This window comes from Microbacterium sp. CH12i (assembly GCF_000685355.1).
In the GTDB taxonomy this organism is placed as follows: domain Bacteria; phylum Actinomycetota; class Actinomycetes; order Actinomycetales; family Microbacteriaceae; genus Microbacterium.
In genome coordinates, this window is record NZ_JHET01000002.1 from 1 (window position 1) to 19,664 (window position 19,664).

The 19,664-nt window shown below is 64.6% G+C and carries 20 protein-coding genes and 3 pseudogenes; 3 read left to right on the forward strand and 20 right to left on the reverse strand.

Annotated elements, in window-relative coordinates:
• The 3 genes and pseudogenes from DC31_RS01755 to DC31_RS01765 all read right to left on the reverse strand — a co-directional run.
• A pseudogene (locus DC31_RS01755) lies at positions 1 to 516 on the reverse strand (cytochrome b/b6 domain-containing protein); the annotation flags it as partial.
• A 5-nt stretch (positions 517 to 521) separates the two neighbouring features.
• Entirely contained in the window at positions 522 to 1,508 is a 987-nt protein-coding gene (locus DC31_RS01760; RefSeq protein WP_200872852.1) for an electron transfer flavoprotein subunit alpha/FixB family protein, read from the reverse strand.
• Between the two features lie 2 nt (positions 1,509 to 1,510).
• On the reverse strand, positions 1,511 to 2,287 hold the full coding sequence (locus tag DC31_RS01765) for an electron transfer flavoprotein subunit beta/FixA family protein (RefSeq protein ID WP_036276320.1): 777 nt from the start codon (positions 2,285 to 2,287) through the stop codon (positions 1,511 to 1,513).
• A 153-nt stretch (positions 2,288 to 2,440) separates the two neighbouring features.
• Between DC31_RS01765 and DC31_RS01770 the strand changes: the two genes are divergently transcribed.
• Both DC31_RS01770 and DC31_RS01775 read left to right on the forward strand, forming a co-directional pair.
• Positions 2,441 to 2,977: a MarR family winged helix-turn-helix transcriptional regulator gene (locus tag DC31_RS01770; protein WP_036276324.1), complete on the forward strand. Its 537-nt coding sequence runs from the start codon at positions 2,441 to 2,443 to the stop codon at positions 2,975 to 2,977.
• Positions 2,977 to 3,426: an SRPBCC family protein gene (locus tag DC31_RS01775; protein WP_036276327.1), complete on the forward strand. Its 450-nt coding sequence runs from the start codon at positions 2,977 to 2,979 to the stop codon at positions 3,424 to 3,426. The genes DC31_RS01770 and DC31_RS01775 overlap by 1 nt, the downstream gene beginning before the upstream one ends.
• A 103-nt stretch (positions 3,427 to 3,529) precedes the next feature.
• On the opposite strand, the gene DC31_RS01780 is transcribed toward DC31_RS01775, so the two are convergent.
• From DC31_RS01780 to DC31_RS01835, 13 genes and pseudogenes are all read right to left on the reverse strand, one after another.
• The gene (locus DC31_RS01780) at positions 3,530 to 4,306 is read right to left on the reverse strand and encodes an enoyl-CoA hydratase (protein ID WP_036276332.1); all 777 of its coding nucleotides are present in this window, start codon (positions 4,304 to 4,306) and stop codon (positions 3,530 to 3,532) included.
• Positions 4,307 to 4,332: 26 nt separating this feature from the next.
• Positions 4,333 to 4,725, reverse strand: coding sequence for a type II toxin-antitoxin system VapC family toxin (locus DC31_RS01785; RefSeq protein ID WP_036276335.1), 393 nt, complete (start codon positions 4,723 to 4,725; stop codon positions 4,333 to 4,335).
• A complete protein-coding gene (locus DC31_RS01790) occupies positions 4,722 to 4,991 on the reverse strand; it encodes a type II toxin-antitoxin system VapB family antitoxin (RefSeq protein WP_036276337.1) in 270 nt (89 codons plus the stop codon). Before DC31_RS01790 ends, DC31_RS01785 begins: the two co-directional genes overlap by 4 nt.
• A gap of 48 nt (positions 4,992 to 5,039) precedes the next feature.
• Positions 5,040 to 5,346 (reverse strand): annotated as a pseudogene (locus tag DC31_RS17985) (NAD(P)-binding domain-containing protein); the annotation flags it as partial.
• Between the two features lie 59 nt (positions 5,347 to 5,405).
• Positions 5,406 to 5,510 (reverse strand): annotated as a pseudogene (locus tag DC31_RS18955) (hypothetical protein); the annotation flags it as partial.
• Between the two features lie 268 nt (positions 5,511 to 5,778).
• The gene (locus DC31_RS01800) at positions 5,779 to 6,123 is read right to left on the reverse strand and encodes a hypothetical protein (protein ID WP_036276342.1); all 345 of its coding nucleotides are present in this window, start codon (positions 6,121 to 6,123) and stop codon (positions 5,779 to 5,781) included.
• A gap of 375 nt (positions 6,124 to 6,498) precedes the next feature.
• The gene (locus tag DC31_RS01805) at positions 6,499 to 7,404 is read right to left on the reverse strand and encodes a hypothetical protein (RefSeq protein WP_036276343.1); all 906 of its coding nucleotides are present in this window, start codon (positions 7,402 to 7,404) and stop codon (positions 6,499 to 6,501) included.
• On the reverse strand, positions 7,401 to 7,718 hold the full coding sequence (locus DC31_RS18610) for a hypothetical protein (protein ID WP_036276345.1): 318 nt from the start codon (positions 7,716 to 7,718) through the stop codon (positions 7,401 to 7,403). Before DC31_RS18610 ends, DC31_RS01805 begins: the two co-directional genes overlap by 4 nt.
• Before the next feature lie 269 nt (positions 7,719 to 7,987).
• Positions 7,988 to 8,920, reverse strand: coding sequence for an aldose 1-epimerase family protein (locus DC31_RS01815; RefSeq protein WP_036276346.1), 933 nt, complete (start codon positions 8,918 to 8,920; stop codon positions 7,988 to 7,990).
• Positions 8,920 to 10,443 carry an L-arabinose isomerase gene (gene araA / locus DC31_RS01820; protein ID WP_036276350.1) on the reverse strand — a complete coding sequence of 508 codons (1,524 nt, stop codon included), beginning with the start codon at positions 10,441 to 10,443 and terminating at the stop codon, positions 8,920 to 8,922. The genes DC31_RS01815 and araA overlap by 1 nt, the downstream gene beginning before the upstream one ends.
• Positions 10,444 to 10,462: 19 nt before the next feature.
• Positions 10,463 to 12,046, reverse strand: coding sequence for a xylulokinase (locus tag DC31_RS01825; protein WP_036276352.1), 1,584 nt, complete (start codon positions 12,044 to 12,046; stop codon positions 10,463 to 10,465).
• Positions 12,043 to 12,750: an L-ribulose-5-phosphate 4-epimerase gene (locus DC31_RS01830; protein ID WP_051606316.1), complete on the reverse strand. Its 708-nt coding sequence runs from the start codon at positions 12,748 to 12,750 to the stop codon at positions 12,043 to 12,045. The genes DC31_RS01825 and DC31_RS01830 overlap by 4 nt, the downstream gene beginning before the upstream one ends.
• A gap of 229 nt (positions 12,751 to 12,979) precedes the next feature.
• Positions 12,980 to 13,996, reverse strand: a complete 1,017-nt coding sequence (locus DC31_RS01835) for a LacI family DNA-binding transcriptional regulator (protein ID WP_036276356.1) — start codon at positions 13,994 to 13,996, stop codon at positions 12,980 to 12,982.
• Between the two features lie 57 nt (positions 13,997 to 14,053).
• Here DC31_RS01835 and DC31_RS01840 point away from each other — a divergent pair, with 57 nt between their 5' ends.
• Entirely contained in the window at positions 14,054 to 14,908 is an 855-nt protein-coding gene (locus tag DC31_RS01840; protein WP_036276358.1) for an NAD-dependent epimerase/dehydratase family protein, read from the forward strand.
• Positions 14,909 to 14,923: 15 nt separating this feature from the next.
• On the opposite strand, the gene DC31_RS01845 is transcribed toward DC31_RS01840, so the two are convergent.
• The 4 genes from DC31_RS01845 to DC31_RS01860 all read right to left on the reverse strand — a co-directional run bounded on the left by DC31_RS01845 (position 14,924) and on the right by DC31_RS01860 (position 19,660).
• The gene (locus DC31_RS01845; protein ID WP_051606317.1) at positions 14,924 to 15,943 is read right to left on the reverse strand and encodes a LacI family DNA-binding transcriptional regulator; all 1,020 of its coding nucleotides are present in this window, start codon (positions 15,941 to 15,943) and stop codon (positions 14,924 to 14,926) included.
• An 84-nt stretch (positions 15,944 to 16,027) separates the two neighbouring features.
• Positions 16,028 to 16,990, reverse strand: coding sequence for a galactofuranose ABC transporter, permease protein YjfF (yjfF, locus tag DC31_RS01850; protein ID WP_036276359.1), 963 nt, complete (start codon positions 16,988 to 16,990; stop codon positions 16,028 to 16,030).
• Between the two features lie 52 nt (positions 16,991 to 17,042).
• Positions 17,043 to 18,089, reverse strand: a complete 1,047-nt coding sequence (locus DC31_RS01855) for an ABC transporter permease (RefSeq protein ID WP_036276362.1) — start codon at positions 18,087 to 18,089, stop codon at positions 17,043 to 17,045.
• Entirely contained in the window at positions 18,086 to 19,660 is a 1,575-nt protein-coding gene (locus DC31_RS01860) for a sugar ABC transporter ATP-binding protein (protein ID WP_036276365.1), read from the reverse strand. The genes DC31_RS01855 and DC31_RS01860 overlap by 4 nt, the downstream gene beginning before the upstream one ends.
• Positions 19,661 to 19,664 lie beyond the last annotated feature (4 nt).

Here is a 19,664-nt window from a genome sequence, read left to right on the forward strand (position 1 = left end):
TACCCGCGGGCGCCACGGCTCGCCCCCGGGCGAGCGCGGCAGGCCACGGCGCAGCGCTGAACCACTGACGGATTCGACAGCCGGTGCGATTGCGCTCTCTGAGCGTGCCGAAGGGCGCGCCTCTTTCGTGGCTGCTGTGGGTGTGCTCGCGGACTGCGTCGCCGCAGCGAGCACGGGTGCTGATGGCGCCTCGACTGGTTCAGACGCCGCAACGGCCGCAGCAGCACCTGCGGGCGGCCACGGTTCACCACCCGGCGTACGCGGCAGACCGCGGCGCAGAGCAGCAGTCCGCGACTGCGTTGTCGCCGCCGGCACAGCCTGCTGTTCGGCGGCCGGAGCGGGAGCACCAGCTACAGCCGAAGCGGGCTCCGCATTCGGAGCGGCCTCGACGATCGGCGGAGCCTCGGCGACGGCATCTGACGCCGCGGCGTCCGCTACCTCGACTTCACTCGCCGGAGGCCAGGCATCGCCACCGGCGACCCGGGGCAACCCTCGCCGCAGCTTCTGCGCAGCCATCGGCGCTACTTCTTCCGCGCTTCGAGCGCCTCGATCACCTGCGGCACGATGGTGAACACGTCACCGACGATGCCGAAGTCTGCGACGTCGAAGATCGGCGCTTCGCCGTCTTTGTTGATCGCGACGATGTTCTTCGCGGTCTGCATGCCGGCGCGGTGCTGGATGGCACCGGATATTCCGAGTGCGACATACAACTGCGGCGACACCGAGACCCCGGTCTGGCCGACCTGATGCGCGTAAGGAATGTAGCCCGCGTCGACCGCAGCACGTGATGCGCCGACTGCCGCACCGAGAGCATCGGCGAGCTGCTCGACGAGCACGAACTTCTCTTTCGAGCCGAGTCCGCGACCTCCCGAGACGACCTTCGGGGCGCCTCGCAGATCCGGACGAGACGACTCGACCTCGACGACCTCGGTCGCACCGGCCGTTGCCGCGGCTGCGCCGGATGCGGTGACCTGGAGCGCCTCGATGGTGGGCGAGGCGACAGCTTCTGCGCGAGCATCCACCGCACCCTGACGGAGGGTGATGACCGGCGCACCATAGGTCGCGGCGGAGTCGACGAGATACGCGCCACCGTATACCGAGTGGTGCGCGACGATACCTTCATCATCGCGAGAGACTCCTACGGCATCGACCGAGAGAGCAAGCTTCTCGCGCACAGCGAGGCGCCCGGCGACGTCGCGCCCAGCGATCGAGTTAGACACCAGTACTGCGTCGGGCTGCACCCGTTGGAACGCGGCCTGCAGTGCATCCACGACCGGAACGGTGAGAGCGCCAGCGTCAGCCTCTGCGGTCAGCACGACCGATGCGCCAGCCGCTGCCGCGGCATCCACTGCGCGTTGTACATCAGCACCGGGGGAACCGCCGGGCACCAGCGCGACCGGCGATCCGATCAACGATGCGGCACCGATCAGAGCAGCAGTGCTGCTGGCTGCCGCACCGGTGGGGGTCACGTCCACGAGGACGAGAATCGACTTGTCGGGGTAGCTCATCGTCACACCAGCCTGTTCTGCACGAGGTACTCGACCAGCTTCGCGCCGGCGTCACCCTCATCGGTGATCTTCACGCCTGCCGCACGCGGAGGCTTCTCGGAGACAGTGGTCATGATCGTGCGCGGTGCCGCAGCGGGGTCAGCCGAGACGCCGAGATCATCGAGCGTAAGGATCTCCAGGGGCTTCTTCTTCGCAGCCATGATGCCCTTGAAGTTCGGGAACCGCGCGTCGGGAAGCGCCTCGGTAATCGAGATCACGGCCGGGAATTTCACCGACACCGACTGGGATCCGTCGTCGGCTGCGCGCGTGCCAGAGACACCGTCTGCGGTGATCTCGACGGCGTTGAGGGCGGTGGCCTGTGCGTAGCCGAGGTGCTCGGCGAGCATCGCGGGAATCACGCCGCCGGAGCCGTCGGTCGAGAGGTTGCCGGTAATGACCAGGTCAGGCTCTGCACGGCGGATCGCCGCGGCCAGCACCTCAGCGGTCAGCCCCAGGTCAGCGCCCGCCAGCTGCTCGTCGACGATGTGCACAGCGGATGCCGCGCCGATCGCGAGTGCACGGCGAATGGATGCCGTGGAAGATTCGGGGGCCATGGCAAGCGCCACGACCTCGGTGCCTTCGGCCTTGCCTGCGTACGCAAGCGCGACCTCGAGCGCACGCTCGGTGATCTCATCCAGGACCACGTCGCCGGCCGCACGATCGGCCAAGCCGGTCTCTAGATTCAGTTTTCGATCGCCGTACGTGTCTGGTACCTCTTTGACCAGGACAAAAATCTTCATCGACTGCTCCTCACGACAGGGCCGAGTCTATCCGTAAGCGGGTGAATGTAGCCAAACTGAAGCTTTGCGGGCTCAGGTCTCACGCATGAGACGTTGAATGTATACACAGTGCACGTTCCTCGAGGATGCCCACCCACCCAGTAGCGTAGAACCGTGGCCCAATCCCGTCCGCTTCCGATAGACCCGCTCGCCGAGGCGAAGCGCCAGTGGCTGGCGCACGGGTGGACGGATGCTGCCGACGGCATGACTGCGGTGATTTCCGTCATGCGCGCTCAGCAGCTGCTGCTCGCACGAGTGGATACATCGCTGAAACCTTTCGGGCTCTCGTTCGCACGCTTCGAAGTGCTGCGGCTGCTGGCGTTCAGCCGCTCGGGAAGCTTGCCGCTGTCGAGTGTGGTTGCGCGCCTCCAGGTGCACGCGACCACGGTTACGAGTACGGCGGAGCGACTGATGCGCGACGGGCTCATCACGCGTGAGCCGCATCCGCACGACGGGCGCGCGGCGATGTTGGCCTTGACCGAGGCCGGGCGCGAACTCGTCGAACGGGCGACCACTGCGATCAACGCGGAGGTGTTTGCTGCTCCCGGCGTCACCCAGACAGATGCCGCTGACCTGGTCGCGATCGTTGCCCGCCTCCGCAAGGATGCCGGCGATTTCACCGAACCACGTCCGCAGCCAGATCCACTCTGATGGCCGAGTTCGTGCTCGAGCGCGTTATCCGCGCAACGCCAGCAGCGGTGTGCGCGGCATCCCTTGATCCTGCCCTCCACGTCGAATCCATGGCGCGCTACGGCGAGACAATGGTCGCGGGTCCCGCCGGAGGCGCGTTCACCGAAGGCTCGACGGCGACCTGGCGTGCGCGGCACTTCGGTGTGCCGTTCCATCTCAGCTCGGTCGTCTTCGACATCGATCCACCGCACCGGTTCTGCGACCGGCAGATCAAGGGACCGTTCGGTGATTTCCATCATGAGCACGAGTTTTTGGAGCATCCTGACGGCACGTTGATGCGCGACACGGTGACCTTCCGTTCGCCATTCGGCCCCATCGGCACGCTTGTCGACAAGCTGTTCATGCGCAAGTACATGCGCCGGATCATCTCCGAGCGCAATGAAACCCTCGCGGGACTACTTGAAGCCTGACCGTCGCGGCTGATCCAGCGCTGGACATCATTTCCTGCATGAGACATCACGCGTGCCGTGGCGTCTCACGCAGAAAGTTGCGCCTCACGCAGAAATTGGTGTCTCAGCGGTTGGTGAAGTCGGGCGCGCGCTTTTCGAGGAACGCGGCCATGCCCTCTTTCTGGTCCGCCGTATCGAACAGTGCGGAGAACGCCTGCTTCTCGTGCGCGAGGCCCTCGGCAAGCGTCGTTTCCATCGCCGCATCCAGCGCGGCCTTCGCGGCGTACACGCTTGGCAAAGACTTCAAGGCAATCATCTCGGCGAGCTTGGTCGCCTCTGCCAGCAGATCGGATGCCGCGACCACTCGCGATACGAGCCCCGCGCGCTCTGCTTCTTCAGCACCCATCATCCGACCGGAAAGGATGAGCTCGGCAGCCTTGTAATATCCGACGGCCCGGATGAGTCGTTGGGTCCCGCCCATCCCGGGGATCACGCCAAGGTTGATCTCAGGCTGGCCGAACCTCGCGGTGTCAGCGGCGAGGATGATGTCGCACATCATCGCGAGCTCGCATCCGCCGCCGAGAGCAAAACCTGAGACCGCGGCGATCACCGGAGTACGCACAGCGGCAAAGTCATCCCATGCCCCGAAGTGGTCGGTCTGGCGCATGTCAGCGGTCGACATCGACTGCATCTCTTTGATGTCGGCGCCCGCAGCGAAGGCCTTCTCAGAACCCGTGACAACAATGGCGCCGACACCGTCATCGGCATCGAAAGCGACGGCGGCGGCCGTGACTTCTCCTGCCATCTGAGAGTTCAGCGCGTTCAGTGCCTGCGGACGGTTCAGCGTGATCCATCCCACGCGGCCCCGCTGCTCGACCAGGATCGTCTCGTACTCGGTCATGTGTTCCCCTCCGCGGCGAGTTGCCGCTAACGTCGGATAGCCGGAAGAATGTCGGTCGCCGAGAAGTCCTCTCCGACGAACAACAGCCTTTCCCCTGTGATGACGGCAAGCGCATATGCGAAGCAGTCGCCAAAGTTCAGTTTCGCCGGGTGTCCGGAGCCCCGACCATAACGACGGTAAGCCTCACGGGCGATCTGCGCCTGCGTTGCCGTGACCGGCTCAAGCGCGATGCCGGCGGTAGTGAGCAAGTCTTCGAAGTCGCGCTGCGTGCTCACGGATCGGTTGTCCACGACGATCGAGGCTTCCAGCCAATTCGCGACCGACATACGGCAGTTCTCCTGTATCAAGAGCTCTGCGCACGCCGTCGCATCTGCCTCACCTTGAATGACCGCCAGCATCGCTGAGCTATCGACGATCATCGTGGCAGCCCGGTGGCTTCATCGTAGAGATCCTCGACGCGGGTGACACCTGCCGCCGCTGTACTTTCCTCCCGACGGTAGCGCTCACCCATCGCAAGGAGCCGGTGCATGCGACCAGCCCGGGCATTGTCGTCAGGATCTTCGCCGTGCTGTTGCAGAAGAAGACGGAGTGCCGCTTCTATTGCGCTCGTCTGAGTCGTGCCCGTGACACGGGCCGCCTCACGCGCCAACTCGTGCACACGTTCGTTCTTGATGTTCAGACTCATGGTGTAATGCTACCTAGGACCAAAGGTAGATGTCTACCTTTGCTGAATTCACACCTTTCCGGCGCGAATGTCGGTGATGATCCCGGAGAAGTCACGCGCCGCACCCTCACCGGCGGCGAAGGCCGCGTAGATCTGCTGCGCGAGGCGCCCCATCTGCGCATCCGCCAAGGTCTGGCATCACCCACGACGATCTGCGACACAGCGAGGATCATGTTGTTGCACACCTCGCTGCCTGGCCGAGCCCCGGCCCGCCGCAGTGCACGATGCGCTTTCCCATGGCTTCAAGCAACGGCAGCGCGGCGGCGAAATCCTCGTCGGATGCTCCGACCATGAAGGCGAGCGTCGCATTCTCGGCGTCGCCAGCGACGTCATCTCGTTCTGTACGAGATCGAGGAAGCGCAGCAGAACCCGCGCATGCTTCTGCGGGTTGGTCGCCGCCCACGCAGGCTGAGTTGCTTCGGCGTTCGCTATGACCTCGCGAACCTCGTCTGCTGAGGCGAGCGGCACGCGTGCCTGCACCGCGCCGAGCTCGGATCATACACGTCGCTGAAGCGGCCAGCATCCGGAGTGCGGAGCGATCCGCCTACAAAATGGGGGATAGTACGAGTCATTGTGCGAAGTCTCTTCACGCCTACATTGGCACGATGCCTACACTACTCGGCCTTCCCGCTATTTACTAGGACACCCTTGCATCTCTCTGGCCCCGCCCATCCCCCACTTTCGAATCGCGCAAGTTGCTGCATCCGGGGGAAATGGAACAACTTGCGCGATTCGAAAGCAGGCAGGTCTACAGGTAGTCGTCCGGGTGCAGCTGGCGAACGCCACGGGCGTGGACGATGAACTGCGCGCGCAGCGGCACGTCGAGGAGCTCTGCGGCCTCGGCCATCGCACGTGCCCAAACCCGATCATCGTCGCCGACCGCATCTGTTCCGACGCGTTCCCAGGCAAGCACGACGCTCGCGTTGTCGGTCATCTGGCGCAGCATGCCAGCGCGGTGCATGAGCACATGAGCCTCGGTCACCGTGCCGAGATCGTCGACGTCAACAACGGCATACGGATCATCGGGGTAATCATCCATCGGCATGAGCGGATCGCCGAGACATCCCCGCCCGTCCATGAACATCAGCCACATCTGTCGCTTCTCGCGCGCTGCAGCACAAGCTGCAGCAGATCACGCAAGTCATCGTCGTGGTCAAGGACTCTGTCTTTGAGAGGACTGCTCGTATTCGTCATGCCACGATGATGGCCCGCCTAGAACAGGACGCCCCCCGAGATTCCGGGGGCTGTGGACAAGTCCGAGCGAGTACGCGAATGTGCAGAACGAGTGAGCGGCGCCTGTTCGGTGGCCGTTTACCACCCGTCCACATTCGTCGCTTACAACTGCTTGTGCGTGGAACACCTCAGACCGGATCGGGTATTCAGAGCTTTCCACGCAATGGTGAGCATAGCTCCCAAGACCCCCGCCGAATCGGGTCGGCGGGGGTCTTCTCATGGGAGCGAGAGGTGATCAGTCCCAGGAGACTGTCGGGGTCTCCTTGGCGAAATCAACCGACGGCGAGTTCATGTACCCGCCGAACCAGACCTCGAATTCAGCGGTCGCGCCGTCCTTCGTACCCTGCAGCGTCATGTCGACATCGACCGAGTCGTACGTCGTGACGAGCGTGGGCGAGCTGTAATCAAGGTCAGCCGCCATCTCGTCAAGAGTCTTCTGACCGTCCGCGGAGATCGTCCTGGTGACGCTGCCATCGACCGGCGTATACCCCTGCAGATCAATGGTGTCGATGTCCATGCCGCAGGGTGTGGTGAGCGACTTCATCGCGACGCACTCCTCGATTGCCGCGCGCACCAGCGTGCGGAACGTTGCAGCGCCATCATCGGTGAGAACTGGCTGCAGCTCCCAGAATGCCTCAGTGTCGGCATCCGTTGCGACCGTGAACGTGTCGGTTTCGCCATCGATTGCGAACTCGTCATACGCCAGCGCCAGCTGGTAGGCGCCGGGGAACATCGACATAGAGGTGTCTGCGGGCTCGACGCCATTGATCGTGAGCCCGAGTCCCTCGAAGTTTGCCAGCGTCGCCGTGACCAGGCCGTCGGTGAGCTGCCAGGTGTCGTCGTAGTTGTAGACCGTGAAGCTGCGATCGACCGTTTCGCCGCCGATCGCGAAGGATGCCGAAACAACCGTCTCGCCGGGGCCATCCGAGCCCTCTGATTCCTCCACCACGATGTCGGTGATCGGCGCGAGCTTCAGAGAAGTCGCAAGTGCATCATCCGTGAGCAGGCTGTCATCTGCATACGACTCAACGTACGTCAGCGCCGTCTCTGCGTCGCCTTCGGAGATCGCCGTCAAGTACTCCTCTACGACACCGGATGCCGTCTGGGCAGGTCCGCGCAGCAGAGCGGGGACGATGATCACGCAGCGACCAGCAGCACCAGGGCAGCCGCGCCGCCGATGATGCCGAACAGCAGCCCCTTCGACATCGGCTTCTTCGGAGCCGGAGCCGGCGCCGGAACCGCGCCCGGGTATGCACCCGCAGGGTACCCGTCGGCCTGGTAGCCCCCTGTCGGATAAGGCTGCGTGCCGTTCGGTGGGACTACGCCTGCGGCGTTGGGGTCATAGGCGGGCGCAGCGGTCGGGTAAATCGGGGCTGCCGGGTACTCAGGCGCCGCGGGCGCCGCACCTGGGTACGCCGGGCCTGCCGGGTACGCGCTCGGCGCCTCGGGTGCCACGCCAGGCTCCTCAACAGGAGGACGACAGGCTCGGGTGCCGCACTCTCAGAAGAAATGCCCTCTGATGACAGCATCCCTCCGAAGTCGTGCTGCCCGGCATTCACGTCAGCGGCAGACGCCCCCGCTGCCGCATTTTCAGACTCGGGCACGATCGGCGGGATCGGCGGGGTGGACTGGGGATTCTCCGGTGTCTCATTGCTCACGGATCCCATCGTAGAACGGCGGCACCGCTCATTCCCGGCCAAACCACCCCGCTGCCCGGAACGTGATCAGATCGCTGTGAACCGCCAGGATGCCGAAGCGTCAGCGCCCGGTTCAAGAACGAGAAGATCGACCCCGGAGTTGAAGGCATCCGGCGGGCAGGTCATTGGCTCGACCGCGAGGCCGATCCGATGGGTTGCGGCATCCCCCGTGTCGGCGGTGTGCACCTGCACCCAGGGGCATCGTTCGTCCCAGCTCAGCGCGACGCCGTGGCCATCGACGCCCGTCAGACGCGCCTCGACAACGCCCTCGACTGACGCAAGTTCGGTGAAGGCGTTGTCGATGAAGACATCGCCGATCACGCGCGGCTCGCGGAAATCCCATTCGGGATGCTGCTCCATCGGTTCGACCGCGACCGGGCTCAGCCGGTCAGACGTGACCGTGAGAACCTCGGCGGCCGAAAGCGTGAGCGTCCATTCGTCGACGGGGCCGGTCCCTGAGCCTGTCGAAGGGCCACCCACCAGATACGGGTGAGGCCCGGTGCCCCAGGGCGCAGCATCCGCGCCGAGGTTACGGGCGATCACGGTCTGTGTGAGTCCGTCTTCAGCGAGTCGGTATTCGACTTCGACTTCGACGCGGAAGGGATAACCCGTCTGCGGTTCGATCGTCGCCGACAGCAACACCCGTTCTTCTTCGATGATGCGGTCGGAGAATTCCGTCCACACCAGCAGACCGTGCAGCGCGTGGCCACGCTCGGGTTCGGTGAGTGGCAACTGGTAGTCGACGTCACCGAAACGGTAACGGCCATCGACGATGCGGTTCGGCCATGGCGCAAGAGTGGCGCCTCGGTATGCCGGGCGCACTTCGTCAGCGTCGAACGGCACGACGAGGTCGCGGCCGTCGTGCTGCAGCATCCGAAGCGAAGCACCGACACTGGCGACGACTGCCTCGTAACCGTGCGCGGAAAGCGTCAGCTGACGCCCGGATCGAGGCGTCGTCATCACAGGCCCTGCGCGAGACGGTAGTAGGCCTGGTTCCAGCGCACCTGCTTCTGGAACTCGGGCAGCGTGGTGTCGTTGTCGATGACGAGGAGTTCGACCTCAGCCATCTCGGCGAAATCTCGGAACGCTTCGAGTCCCACAGCCGTCGACATCACCGTGTGGTGCGCGGCGCCGGCGGTCAGCCATGCGGCTGCGCTGGTGTTGAAGTCGGGCTGCGGCTTCCAGACCGCGCGACCGACGGGCAGCTTCGGCAGCGAAGCGCGTGGTTCGACATTCTCGACAACGTTCGCGGTGAGGCGGAAGCGATCGCGCATGTCGCTCATTGCCACCACGATGGCAGGACCGGGGTCAGCGGTGAAGACGAGGCGCACCGGGTCGTCCTTGCCGCCGATGCCGAGCGGGTGGATCTCCAGCGTCGGCTTCGCAGTAGTGAGCGAGGGGGCGACCTCAAGCATGTGTGCACCGAGGATGAGCTCGTCGCCCGGAGTCATGTCGTAGGTGTAGTCCTCCATGAGGCTTGCCCCGCCGGGGAGACCTGCGCCCATCACGTTGGCGATGCGCACGAGAACGGCGGTCTTCCAGTCGCCCTCGGCGCCGAAACCGTAGCCCTCAGCCATCAGCCTCTGCACGGCGAGGCCTGGCAGCTGCTTGAGCGATCCGAGATCCTCGAAGGACGTCGTGAAGGCGCCGAATCCGCCCTCTTCGAGGAAGGAGCGCAGACCGATCTCGATCGCGGCGCCGTCGCGGAGCGACTGGTGACGCTCGGCGCCCTTCGCAAGTTCCGGGACAACCTCGTACAGCTCTTCGTATTCGGCGACGAGCGCGTCGATCTCGGCATCCGTCGCCGCATCTACTGCTTCGGCGAGTTCGTTCACACCCCAGGTGTTTACCTGCACGCCGAAACGCAGTTCGGCCTCGGTCTTGTCGCCCTCGGTGACAGCGACGAAGCGCATGTTGTCGCCGAAACGGGCAAGCTTCAGGCTGCGGGATGCCGCGAGTCCTGCCGCTGCGCGCTGCCAGGTTCCGAGTTCCTGCTGCACGCGCGGGTCGCTGGCGTGACCGACGATGGTCTTGCGCGGAACACCGAGACGGGTCTGGATGTAGCCGAACTCACGGTCACCGTGGGCGGCCTGGTTGAGGTTCATGAAGTCGAAGTCGATGTCGGCCCACGGCAGTTCGACATTCGCCTGGGTGTGCAGGTGCGCGAGCGGCTTCTGCAGCGCATCGAGGCCTGCGATCCACATTTTCGCGGGGCTGAAGGTATGCATCCAAGCGACGAGTCCGATGACGCGGTCGGCGGCGTTGGCTTCCAGCGCCGTGCGCTTGATCGCGGCGGAATCCGTCAACACGGGCTTCCAGACGATCTTCACCGGAACATCGGTTGCGTCATCGAGAAGCCGCGCGATCTGTTGCGACTGCTCGGCAACCTGCGCGAGCGTCTCGGGTCCGTAGAGGTGCTGGCTGCCGGTGAGGAACCAGACTTCGTACTCGTCGAGAGTGGTGGAGAGCGGCGTGCGGGTCATAGTGGATTCCTTCGAGGGGTCAGAGAGCAGCGACGGCGGCGGCTTGGATGGCGAGGCCGGCGCGGTAGCGGTCAAGGTAAGTGGCGAAGCCGGCGACGTCTGCCGGATCGGGGTCGATGACGCTGAGGGATGCTTTGGCGAACACCTGCTCGTCGAGGTAGGCACCGAGGTCGGCGTCACCAGCGTGGGCGAGATACGAGGCGAGGACGGCGATGCCCCACGCTCCCCCTTCTGCGGCGAGTTCACCGACCGCGACGGGTGCACCTAGGGCGCCCGCGAGGAAGCGCTGGGCCACGCCGGCGGTGCGGAACATGCCACCGTGGGCGAACATCCGATCCAGTGCCACGCCTTCACCTTCGAGCACCTTCATGCCGAGCGCGAGAGTGCCGAAGACGCCGTAGAGCTGGGCGCGCATCGCATTTGCCAGAGTGAACGAGCTGTCCGGGGTGCGCACGAACAGTGGGCGTCCCTCAGTGAGACCGGCGATCGGTTCGCCAGCGAGGTGGTTGTAGGCCAGCAGTCCGCCGGCGTCCGCCTCACCCTCGAGCGCCTCACGGAACAGCACTTCGAAGACCGCATCGTCATCAAGCGGCTGGCCAGCGGCCGCCGAGAACCGGGTGAACATTCCCGCCCAGGCGGCGAGTTCGCTGGCGCCGTTGTTGCAGTGCACCATGGCGACCGGGTCGCCCGCAGGCGTCGTCACGAGGTCGAGTTCGTGGTGAGTGCTTTCGAGCGGATGCTCCAACACGACCATCGCGAAGATGCTCGTGCCCGCACTCACGTTGCCGGTGCGCGGAGAGACAGAGTTCGTCGCGACCATGCCCGTGCCCGCGTCGCCTTCGGGTGCGCAGAGCGGGATGCAGGGGCGCAGGGCGCCGGTCGGGTCCAACAGTGCCGCACCTTCAGCGGTCAGCTCCCCCGCCGCTGCTCCTGCCGCACGCACGGCAGGCAGCAGGTTCTTCACGGGTGCCGGAAGGCGGCTGCCCGCGAGAGCGTCATAGGCGTCCAGCATCCGCGCGTCGTAGTCGCACGTTGCAGAGTCGATCGGGAACATGCCGGACGCATCTCCGACGCCGAGCACCTTCTCGCCGGTGAGCTTCCAGTGCACGTAGCCGGCGAGGGTCGCGACGAAGTCGATCTGCGGCACGTGAGCCTCAGAATCAACAACGGCCTGGTGCAGGTGCGCGATCGACCATCGCAGCGGAATATTGACGCCGAGCAGGTCGGTGAGCTCGGATGCAGCAGCACCGGTGTTGGTGTTGCGCCAGGTGCGGAACGGCACGAGCAGGTCGCCGGCTGCGTCGAAGGCGAGGTAGCCGTGCATCATCGCGGAGACGCCGATGGCGCCGAAAGTGTCTGGCCGGATGCCGTGGCGCTTCTCCGCGTCGGCGATGAGATCGGCGTAGGCGGTTTGAAGCCCCTGCCACACCTCGTCCAACGCGTAGGTCCAGAGTCCGTCTTCGAGACGGTTCTCCCAGGCGAACGAGCCCGTTGCGAGCACCTCGGTCGCATCTGATCCGATCAAGCAAGCCTTGATGCGCGTCGAACCGAGTTCGATGCCCAGGCTCGTGCGGCCTTCGAGGATGTCTTCACGAGCGGTCATCGGCGGGCGTCCTCACTCTGGCCATATACGTTCTGGTACCGGTTGTAGAGGCTGTCGATTGCCTCCTGTGCGATCGGAATCAGGGGGCCCGCCTCGCGTGCGTAGTGCACCGTGCGGGCAACATCTTCGACCATGACTGCGGCCTTCACCGCATCTTTCGCATCCGTGCCGATCGTAAACGGACCGTGGTTCTTCATAAGGACGGCACGGGAGCGGTGCCCGGCAAGCGTGTCGACGATGCCGCGCCCGATCGAGTCGTCGCCGATGATCGCGAACGGGCCGACCGGGATCGGACCTCCGAACTCGTCGGCCATCGCCGTGATGACGCAGGGGATCTCTTCGCCACGCGCAGCCCAGGCGACAGCGAAGGTCGAGTGCGTGTGTACGACACCGCCGACCTCTGGCATGTTCCGGTAGACGTAAGCGTGCGCGGCGGTGTCGCTCGACGGAGCGCGCTCGCTGCCCGCACTGCCCGGTACGACGTTGCCGTCGAGATCGCAGAGAATCATGTTCTCTGGTGCGAGGTCGTCGTAGCTGACGCCCGACGGCTTGATGACAAACAGGTCAGCGCCCGGGACGCGGCCAGAGACGTTACCGCCCGTCCAGACCACCAGGTCGTTACGGACCAGTTCGCCGTGCAGACCGGCGACGTCGATGCGGACGGCTTCGATCTCGGGTGTGTTGGCAGGGGCTTCGTTGCTCACGGATACCTCGTCAGGATGTTGATGGCCACTGTGACCGGTCACAGTTAGTGTAAACGTGGTCGAAGCGACCGTCAAGGCGCCCGGTTGCAGCTTCCAGCGTTCACAACTCCTCCAAATCAGCAGCGACGGCCGCGGCCCCCCGCATCGTTGCGGGGCCCAACCGGCCTGGCAAGCCGAATGGTGCAAAATCTGGAGGAGTTGTGAACGCGTGGCGGCGGAGCCGTGATGCTTAGCGCGGCGGAGCGACGGAGTCGCGGGAGATGAGGACCGGAGCGATGGGCGCGAGAGCGGATGCCACGGCATCGTCCCGTTCGGTCAGCGCTGCGACTGTGCGACGGGCTAGCTCCTCGAAGTCCTGGCGCACAGTGGTGAGTTTGGGCCAGTAGTAGGCGGCATCCGGAATATCGTCGAAGCCCACGACGCTGATGTCGGCGGGCACCGAGATGCCCGCCTCGTGCAGGCCGCTGAGAAGGCCGAGCGCCATCTGGTCGTTCGCGGCGAATACTGCGGTGACGCCGGCCGCACGAATCTGGTCGACGGCGTCATATCCGGATCGCGCGGTCCAGTCCCCCTCGATCACGGGTCCTATCGGCAGCTCGCGTGCCGCAAGTTCTACGGTGAAGCCATTGACTCTGAACTCCGCTTCGAGCCAGTCTGCGGGGCCCGCAAGATGGGCGATCTTGCGGTGCCCAGCATCCGCCAATGTCGCCACAGCCAATCGCGCGCCCGCAATCTGGTCGACCGAGAGTCCTGCTCGGCCTCGCCCTGCCGAATGCAACGTGAGCACCGGGATCCCGATGCTCAGCGCATCCAACGTGCGCAGCGTGCGAGCATGCGGCGCGACCACCACGATGCCTTCAACACCCTGCGCGATGAGGTGATCGACCGCCGCCACGACCGCGTCGGCATCTCCCGATTCTGCGAAAGCAGCGCTCACCCAGTACCCGGCGTCGCGCGCAGAAGCTTCGATCGCGGCAATGCTGCGCGACGGGCCGTACTGCAGGGCGTCGGAGGCGAGCACGCCCAACGTGTGCGAACGGCGGGTACCCAGCGCGCGCGCCGCGTTGTTCACCCGGTAACCGAGATCGGCCATCGCCTGTCGCACGCGCGCATTCGTTTCAGCGGCGACATCGGGGTGTTCATTCAGCACCCGTGAGACCGTCTGCCTGGAGACCCCGGCGAGCGCGGCGACATCGCGCACGCCGACCGTCCGGGTCTCTCCAGAGGTGCTCGGCGACTCATTCATCGCCCCGAGTGTACGACGCGAGGTCGCTTGGTGTCGCCGGTGTGCCAGTCTGGAGACATGCGAATTGCTCTCACTGGATCCTCCGGCAAGCTCGGAACCGTCGTCGCACGCGAACTGCGGGCAAACGGATACGACGTGGTCGGCATGGACGTCACCGGCCAGCGAGGGCCAGGCTTCTTGCAGGTTGACCTCACCAACTATGGGGAGGTGGTCGATGCCTTCGGCGGCATCGGCGGGCTGGGCAACGAGCACGAGGGGTTCGATGCGATCGTCCATCTCGGCGCGATTCCCGCTCCCGGAATTCGCAGCGACGTGGCGACCTTCCACAACAACATGGCGGCGACCTTCAACGTCTTCTGGGCTGCTGTGCGCCTCGGCATCCAGCGCATTGTCTACGCTTCGAGCGAGACTGTGCTGGGGCTGCCGTTCGACGTCCCGCCACCCTATATTCCGGTTGACGAGGAGTATCCGGCTCGCCCCGAGTCGGTGTACTCGATGGTGAAGACGCTCGAAGAACGGATGGCCCAAGAGCTGGTGCGGTGGAACCCGGGCGTCTCGATCACCGCGCTTCGATTCTCGAACGTCATGAACCCCGAGGACTACGCGGAGTTCCCCTCCTTCGACGACGATGCGCTGGGGCGCAAGTGGAATCTCTGGGGTTACATCGACGCCCGTGACGGCGCACAGGCGGTGCAGCGCGCGCTGGAAAACGCAGCTCCCGGGTTCGATAATTTCGTCATCGCTGCCGCCGACACGGTGATGTCACGCCCGAACGCCGAGCTCATCGCCGAGGTGTTCCCTGATGTGCCCGTCACCCGAGAAGTCACAGCGAATGAGACGCTGCTCTCCATCGAGAAGGCGCGACGCATTCTCGGATTTGAGCCGAAGCACTCCTGGCGCGACCAGGCATAGCGCGAAGCGAGACGGTCAGCGCTGCCGCGTACTCGCTCTGACGACGAGCTCGGGGATCCGCATCGCGCTCATCACCGGCGATTCTTCATCTTTGAGCTGAGCAAGGACGGCCGACACTGCTTCTTGCCCGAGGGCAGTGAAGTCCTGTCTGACCGTCGTCAGTGGCGGCGAGAAGTGCTCGGAGTCTGGCACATCATCGAAGCCGACGACGCTGACATCTTCCGGCACTCGAAGCCCTGCGTCGTGGAGTGCGTGCAAGAAGCCCAGCGTCATCTGATCGTTGCCGACGAATACCGCCTCCGGGGTCCGCTCGGCCAGAAGTTGCTGCCCGATGCGGTACCCAGAGTCGGATGACCAGTCTCCGCGCAGCGGTTCGACAACCGGCATCCCTGCGTCGATCAGCGCGTCGCGCCATCCGCGCAAACGCTCCTCGGCATCCATAGATCCCGCCGGACCAGCAATGTGCAGGATGTCGCGGTGTCCGAGTTCTTGCAGATGACCGACCGCGCGGCGTGCACCTCCGTACTGATCAAGGCTCACACGAACGCTCCGCCCGCGCGCCTCCGACGCGATCGCGACTAGAGGAACGCCAAGCTCCCAGTCGTCGAAGGCATCGAGCACCCCGCGCTCAGCGGCGAGCAGCACGATGGCCTCAACGCTCTGGCGGATGAGCATCTCTGCCGCCGAGCGCAGCGTCGGTCCTTCAATATCGGTGGGGTGTGAGGCGATGACCGCATATCCCGCGATGCGCGCCGACCTGTTGAAGCTGAGAACAATGCTCGAAGGCCCGAAGTCGGGCAGCCCGGTGGCGACGAGTCCGATCGTCCTCGATCGCCTGGTGACAAGTGCGCGTGCAGCCTGCGACGGCACATAGTGGAGTTGACGTATCGCCTGCTCGACCCGCTCACGAGTCGCCGCCCGCACGTTCGGCAGGTTGTTGAGAACTCGCGACACGGTCTGGTGAGAGACCCCGGCCAGGCGGGCGACATCAAAAATCGTGGTCGACGCACGCGGCTGCTCGTCGTTCGAACTCACCTGCTCCGCCTGCTCCCGTCGGGCGCCCTACGACGCGTTCTTTTCCCTATTATCGCGGTCAGGATGCACCCTGACCGCGACAGGTCACGTCTTGCGTGCCGTGAGCACCCGTTGCAAACCGATGAAGGCGAGCAGCAGTGCGCCGATGAAGATCTTCGTCCACCACGAAGAGAGGGTGCCTTCGAAGGTGATGATCGTCTGGATGATGCCCAGCACCAGCACCCCGAGAACAGACCCGAGAACGAAGCCATAGCCACCAGTGAGCAACGTGCCGCCGATAACAACGGCAGCAATCGCATCCAACTCTGTGCCGATCGCGGTGAGCGGATATCCGGAAAGCGTGTAGAAAGAGAACAGGATGCCGGAGAGCCCAGAGCACAGCCCGCTGACGGCGTAGACGAGCACCTTCGTGCGGGCAACGGGCAGCCCCATCAATTCGGCGCTGTGCTCGCCTCCGCCGATCGCGTAGACCGTGCGTCCGAAACGCGTCTGGTGCAGCGTCCATACCGCGGCGGCAACGATCACCAGGGCGATCACAACGCTCCATGTGATCGACATCCCCCCACCGAGGGAGATCCGCGACACCGCAAGAGCGATGAACGCGGGATCCGAGATCGAGATGGAACTCTGACTGATGACGTAGCAGAGCCCACGGGCAAGGAACATCGCTGCCAGAGTCGCGATGAAGGGCTGCACTTTGAAGTAGTGCACCATCAGCCCCACCAGCAATCCCAGCACAGTGGTGGCCACGATGATGACCGGGATCACGATGACCGCGGGGACTCCCGACTGCAGCAGGCTTGCCACCATCATTGTCGACAGCGCTACGACCGCTCCCACTGACAGGTCGATGCCGCCGGTAAGGATGACAAACGTCATCCCGACCGCGAGGACGATGAGGTACGCGTTGTCCACCAGGAGGTTGAGGATCACCTGACCGGAGAAGAACCCCTGATAGCGGATTCCACCCGCAATGAACACCGCGACGAAAAGGATGGCGGTGACCAGGACCGGCCCGTACTTGGGGCTGGTGAATGTGGAACGCACACGTTGCGCGATCCGTCCGGTCGGTGTGGGCGCCGGCGCTTGATGAGAGTGCTCATACGGACACCGCCTCCTTGCCTGCTCGCAGCGCGAGCCTTCGTCGGAACGCCGAGAGTGCGTCATTCGTGGTCGGCGACTGCAGCAGGCAGACCAGCGTCACGACCACCGCTTTGAACACCATCGTGATGATCGGGGGGATGCCCACGGTGTAAACGGTCGTGACGAGCGTTTGGATGACAAGCGCTCCCACAACCGTTCCCACCAGCGAGTACCGGCCTCCGGCGAGCGAGGTCCCACCGATGACGACGGCAAGGATGGCGTCGAGCTCGATGAAGAGAGCAACGTTGTTCGCGTCGGCCGCCATCGTGTTGGCGGTGAGGATGAGTCCGCCGGCCGCAGCGCACAGCGCCGCGAAGATGTAGACCAGGAACAGCAGTCCCCGTGCGCGCACCCCCGCCTGGCGGGAGGCCTCGGGGTTGATACCGACCGCCTCGATCAGCATCCCGAGAGCGGTGCGTCTCGTGAATACCGCGGCGACGATGAACACCCCAGCCGCGATGTATACGGCAACGGGAATGCCCCAGATGAACCCACCGCCGAGCACCTTGAACGGTGCGCTGTTCACGGTGAGGATCTGACCTTCTGTGATGAGCATGGCCGCCCCGCGCCCGGCGGTCATCAGGATCAGTGTCGCGATGATCGGCTGGATGCCGACCACCGCGATCAGGAATCCGTTCCACGCGCCAAGCACGAGCGAGATCAAAATGGCGGTGATGATAGCGATGGCGACGGTGCCGGGGTTTGCCGGGTCGGGAGATCCGAGCAGGATGCTGCAGGCGACGGATCCGGCAATCGCCGCGACGGCTCCGACCGAGAGGTCGATGCCGCGGGTCGCAATGACGAGTGTCATGCCAATGGCCACGATCATCATCGGTGCGCCATTGCGCAGAATGTCGATCAGGCTGCCGTAGAGGTTGCCATCGCGGATGGTGATCGAGAAGAACCCCGGGAACGCGATGACGTTGATGAGGAACAGGATGGCGAGCATCACGACCGGCCAGAACAGGCGACTGGAGGCGATGCGGGCGAACAGGGCGCTCATGCGGTCTCTCCGAGTTCCTCGTCCGAGTCGCCTTCGGCGATCAGGGCGAGCAGGTTGTCGATGGTCAGGTCGTTGTTCTCGAGGTCTGCGACCTTGTGCCGGTCACGCATCACGACGATCCGGTGGCTGAGTCGCAGCACCTCTTCGAGTTCGGCACTGATGAATACGACGCTCATACCGTTTTCGGCGAGACTGATCACCAGCTTCTGGATCTCGGCCTTGGCGCCGATATCAATACCGCGGGTCGGCTCGTCCAGGATGAGCAGTCGCGGTGCGACAGCAAGCCATCGCCCCAAGAGCACCTTCTGCTGGTTGCCGCCGGAGAGGTTGCGGACGATAGCGTCGGGATTCGCGGGGCGGATATGCAGGGCATCGATGTAGCTCTGTGCGAGCTCGTCCTGTCGCTTACGCGGGATCGGTCGGAACCAGCCGCGATCCGCCTGCAGCGCGAGAATGATGTTGTCGCGCACAGTGAGTTCGTCGACGATGCCCTCAGCCCTCCGGTTCTCACTGGAGTACGCGATGCGTCGCGAGAGTGCTTGCCGTGGGGTGCGCAGCCGGAGCGTGTCACCAAGGACCTCAATCGTGCCGGTATCCGCCCGATCAATCCCGCCGAGGAGCCGGGCAACCTCGGTGCGACCTGAGCCGAGCAGACCGGCGAAGCCGACCACCTCACCCTCGCCGATGCTGATGTCGACCGCCGCCACCGAGCCCTTCCGCCCCAACCCGCGCGCTCGCACGAACGGAACGGATTCCTCAGTGCTCTGCTCGTTCTCACGCACCCGCTGCTCGAGGTCTTCAAGCGTGCCGATCTCTTTGCCGATCATCTTCTGCACGAGCTCGATGCGCAGCAGCTCGGGAGTGAGGTACTCGCCGACCAGGCGGCCGTTGCGCAGCACCGTGAGACGGTCCGCGATCTCGTACACCTGGTCGAGGAAGTGCGAGACGAAGAGGATGGCGACGCCGTCGTCGCGAAGACTGCGGATGATGCGGAAAAGCTCGGCGACCTCGTCGGCGTCGAGGCTCGATGTCGGCTCGTCGAGGATCAGCACCTTCGCATTGATGTGGATCGCACGTGCGATGGAGATCAGCTGCTGGATTGCCAGGGAGTGGCTGCCGAGCATCGACTCCGGGTCGACGTCGAGGCCAAGGGTGTCTAACACGACTCTGCTCTGAGCGCGCATAGCCCGACGGTCGATGGAACCCCATTTGCGAGGCTCGCGTCCCAGCATGATGTTCTCGGAGACGGAGAGGTTCGGGAGAAGGTTCACCTCTTGGTAGACCGTGCTGATCCCGGCATCCTGCGCCTGCGCAGTGCCGCGGAAGGACACCGGGGCGCCAGCGAACACGATGCTGCCAGAGTCGATCTGGTAGACACCGGTCAGCGCTTTGATCAACGTTGACTTGCCCGCACCGTTCTCCCCCATCAGCGAGTGCACCTCGCCGGGGAACATTCGAAACGACACCCCGTCGAGCGCCTTGATTCCGGGGAACGAGATCGACACATCGCGGATCTCGACGATCGGCTCTGGGTGCTCTGCGGGGGCGGCGGGCCTGCTCAGATCAGTCATCCTG

What these genes read in the sequence shown, in the direction of transcription:
- araA (WP_036276350.1), bottom strand. Translation starts at nt 10,443, where the DNA reads ATGACCCGCACGCCGCTCTCCACCACTCTCGACGAGTACGAAGTCTGG.
- DC31_RS01790 (WP_036276337.1), bottom strand. Translation starts at nt 4,991, where the DNA reads ATGAGTCTGAACATCAAGAACGAACGTGTGCACGAGTTGGCGCGTGAG.
- DC31_RS01780 (WP_036276332.1), bottom strand. Translation starts at nt 4,306, where the DNA reads ATGACCGAGTACGAGACGATCCTGGTCGAGCAGCGGGGCCGCGTGGGA.
- DC31_RS01800 (WP_036276342.1), bottom strand. Translation starts at nt 6,123, where the DNA reads ATGTGGCTGATGTTCATGGACGGGCGGGGATGTCTCGGCGATCCGCTC.
- DC31_RS01760 (WP_200872852.1), bottom strand. Translation starts at nt 1,508, where the DNA reads ATGAGCTACCCCGACAAGTCGATTCTCGTCCTCGTGGACGTGACCCCC.
- DC31_RS01765 (WP_036276320.1), bottom strand. Translation starts at nt 2,287, where the DNA reads ATGAAGATTTTTGTCCTGGTCAAAGAGGTACCAGACACGTACGGCGAT.
- DC31_RS01840 (WP_036276358.1), top strand. Translation starts at nt 14,054, where the DNA reads ATGCGAATTGCTCTCACTGGATCCTCCGGCAAGCTCGGAACCGTCGTC.
- DC31_RS01855 (WP_036276362.1), bottom strand. Translation starts at nt 18,089, where the DNA reads ATGAGCGCCCTGTTCGCCCGCATCGCCTCCAGTCGCCTGTTCTGGCCG.
- DC31_RS01835 (WP_036276356.1), bottom strand. Translation starts at nt 13,996, where the DNA reads ATGAATGAGTCGCCGAGCACCTCTGGAGAGACCCGGACGGTCGGCGTG.
- DC31_RS01860 (WP_036276365.1), bottom strand. Translation starts at nt 19,660, where the DNA reads ATGACTGATCTGAGCAGGCCCGCCGCCCCCGCAGAGCACCCAGAGCCG.
- DC31_RS01775 (WP_036276327.1), top strand. Translation starts at nt 2,977, where the DNA reads ATGGCCGAGTTCGTGCTCGAGCGCGTTATCCGCGCAACGCCAGCAGCG.
- DC31_RS01825 (WP_036276352.1), bottom strand. Translation starts at nt 12,046, where the DNA reads ATGACCGCTCGTGAAGACATCCTCGAAGGCCGCACGAGCCTGGGCATC.
- DC31_RS01815 (WP_036276346.1), bottom strand. Translation starts at nt 8,920, where the DNA reads ATGACGACGCCTCGATCCGGGCGTCAGCTGACGCTTTCCGCGCACGGT.
- DC31_RS01785 (WP_036276335.1), bottom strand. Translation starts at nt 4,725, where the DNA reads ATGATCGTCGATAGCTCAGCGATGCTGGCGGTCATTCAAGGTGAGGCA.